Origin of the sequence: Streptomyces sp. PA03-1a (assembly GCF_033792805.1) — a bacterium.
In the GTDB taxonomy this organism is placed as follows: domain Bacteria; phylum Actinomycetota; class Actinomycetes; order Streptomycetales; family Streptomycetaceae; genus Actinacidiphila.
Genome location: NZ_JARAVO010000438.1, coordinates 1 through 2,805 on the forward strand (window position 1 = coordinate 1; position 2,805 = coordinate 2,805).

Below are 2,805 nucleotides of genomic sequence, written 5' to 3' on the forward strand. Positions count from 1 at the left end.
AACGGTGCTGGCACTGGACACCACCAGCGCCTCCGGGGTGACCGGCCTGCGCGACGACCTCGCCGACCGGCCCTTCCAGGACCTGCTGCGCTCCCTGCGACCTCAGGACACCGCCTCGCCGGACGCCGGGTTCGGCCTGCCCCGTGACACCGCGCGCCTTCTCCTGACCGTTCGCACGCAAGCCTCGGACTCCGGCGGCCGACCGATTGCGAGCCACGTCACCACCCGCCTTTCGGCGACATTCGTGGACCGCTTCGGCGTGCCCTACACGATCGCCCTGGGCAAGGTCCCCGCCGACGGCGGACAGCACGTCGTGGTGGCGGACTTCGGCGCCGAGGCGGGCCGGGCCCCCGGCGCCGGCCCGGCCGGGCCACTGCGCCTGACCCGGATCAAGGCCGACTACACCCTGCCGCAGCGGACCGAGCACCACCGGCTGTCCGTCACCGCGCTGCGGTCGGAGTCCGGCGACGGCACCACGCGGACCGTCCGGGTACCGGAGGGCTCGTCGTGGCAGGCGCGCGCCGCTATGGGCAACCCCGACTACATGAACTACGCCGGCTACGTCGCCGCCTGGACGGACGCCCCTGACTCCAGCGCGCGGACGCCGCTCGCCGTCGAGTTCGACACAGGGGAGATGTCCCTCGGGGCGGCCTGGCAGAGCAGCTATGACACGGCCTCCGTAACCCTCAGCTCCGAACCCAAGGCCCCGGCCGCGCTGTCGGCGGTCGCCACGGACACCTTCCTGCGGGCGGTCGGCGCGAAGGTCGGGGACTCGGTGCGGATCCCCGTGGCCGGCGTGACCGTGCCGGTCCGCGTCTCCGCCGCCGTACGCGCCCTGCCCACCGTCGCGCCCAAGACCGACGGCACCGACGGCGGGGCGCTGCTGATCGACATGCACTCGGCGAACACGTTCCTCAACGGAACCGGCCAGGGCTCCCTGGTTCCCGGCGAGTGGTGGCTGGCGGCCGAGCCCGGCGCGGCCGCTCGCCTCGCCTCGGCACTGCAGACCCGCGGCGACATCACCTCGCTCCTGGTCCGCGACGAGCAGCGCACCGAACTCCAACGCGATCCGCTCGGCGCCGGGCCGCTGTCCGCGCTGCCCGCCGCCGTCGTGACCGCCGTGGTGCTGGCCGCGCTCGGCTACAGCGTGGCGGCGGCCGGAGCACTGCGCGAACGCTCCCAGGAGTTCGCGATGCTGCGGGCGCTGGGCACCCCGCGCCGCTGGCTCGCCCGGGTGATCGCCGCCGAGCAGGGCCTGGTCATCCTGGTCGCGGTGGGCGTCGGCGCCGTACTCGGCGGACTGCTGACCCGCCAGGTCGTCCCCCTGATCATCCTGACGGCTGACGCGGAGAGCCCGGTCCCCGACGTGCGGATAGATCTGCCGTCCGGCCCGCTCGCCCTGCTGATGATCACCATCACCGCACTGCCCCTGCTCGGCGTCATGCTGACGGCGTGGCGGTCCGCCGACCCGGCCCAGGCGCTGCGGCGCCAAGGAGGTGAATGACGTGGCCGAGCCCCGTTCCCCGCGCAGCGGTGACGTCTCCTGGATCCGCGCCCGGCTGAGCGCCGCCCCCGGCGGCACGCTCGCCATGGCCGCGCTGGTGTTCGTCACGGCGTTCCTGGCGGCCGCGCTGCCGCGGGCCGTCGACGGCTACGAGGACTCCGCGTTGCGCGACGCGGTGTCACACGCGTCGCTGCAGGGCCGTAGCGTCACCATGTCGCTCCAGGTGTCACCGCTGTCCGCCCCCCTCAACGCCGAGGGGTTGCTCACCCCCCCGTCGCTGAAGGAGACCGAGACCCGGTTCCAGCGCCTCGTGAAGCCCCCGCTGACGCTCGAACGCGACCAGACTGTATACGGGGTGCGCTCCGCCGACACAGACGTCACCGACCCCGGACTGCCCCGGACCATGGCGGTCGCCCCGCTCCCCCCGAAGAACACCTTGGTGGCACAGCCCGACCTTGCGGCGAACACCCGGCTCCTCGAGGGACGTCTGCCGAACGCCGGCACCGACGCCCACAGCGTCGAAGCGGTGATCACCGACCGCACCGCCAAGGTGATGAAACTGCGTACCGGTTCGGCGTTCCACCTCGAGGACGCCGTCGGATCGGTCGTGACCGTCCGGGTCACCGGGATCGTCACGCCCCGGACACCCGGCGCCGCCTGGTGGAACGCGGAACCCGACCTGCGCAAGCCCAGCCTGCGCTCGCTGCCCGTCCCGGGTGGCGACCCCGCCCGCTACTGGCACTTCGCTGCGCTCATCGACCCGGGGGCCACGGCCGCCCTGCTCAGCCTTCAAGACGGCGCGCTGGCCTACTGGCACCACCCTGCCGACGTCGACGAGCTCACCGCGCACGACGTCCCGGCCCTGAGCGACCGGCTCGCCGCGCTGACCTCGGGACCTGACGGGGCACATCTGCAGGCCAAGCAGCGCGGCCTGCACGTCGAGGAGCAGGGGCTGGGTGAACTCCTCGGTCCCTTCGTCACCGAGCGCACGGCTGCGCAGCCGCTGGTCCTGGTCGCTGCCGTGGGTGTGGGCACCGTCGCCGCGGTCGTGCTGCTCATGGCCGCGGGCCTGTCGGCGGCCCGGCGCAGGGCCGAGTTCACCTTGCTGCGGGCCCGTGGCATCAGCATGGGCTCGCTCACCGGCCGGCTGCTGGCCGAGAGCGCGGTGGTGGCGGTGCCGTCCGCGGCGGCCGGCATGGCCCTGGCGCTGCTCCTGCTGCCGGCGGAACGTGCCGCGCTCGCTGTGTGGGCGGCCGCCGCGGTGGCCGTCGTGGCCACGGTGAGCCTGCCGCTGCGGGCGG

At 74.0% G+C, this 2,805-nt stretch carries 1 protein-coding gene and 1 pseudogene; both read left to right on the plus strand.

What is annotated here, in order from left to right; genetic code table 11:
• A partial coding sequence (locus PV341_RS44580; RefSeq protein WP_500360964.1) for an ABC transporter permease occupies positions 1 to 1,504 on the plus strand: 1,504 nt, incomplete at its 5' end.
• A 1-nt stretch (position 1,505) separates the two neighbouring features.
• A pseudogene (locus tag PV341_RS44585) lies at positions 1,506 to 2,805 on the plus strand (ABC transporter permease); the annotation flags it as partial.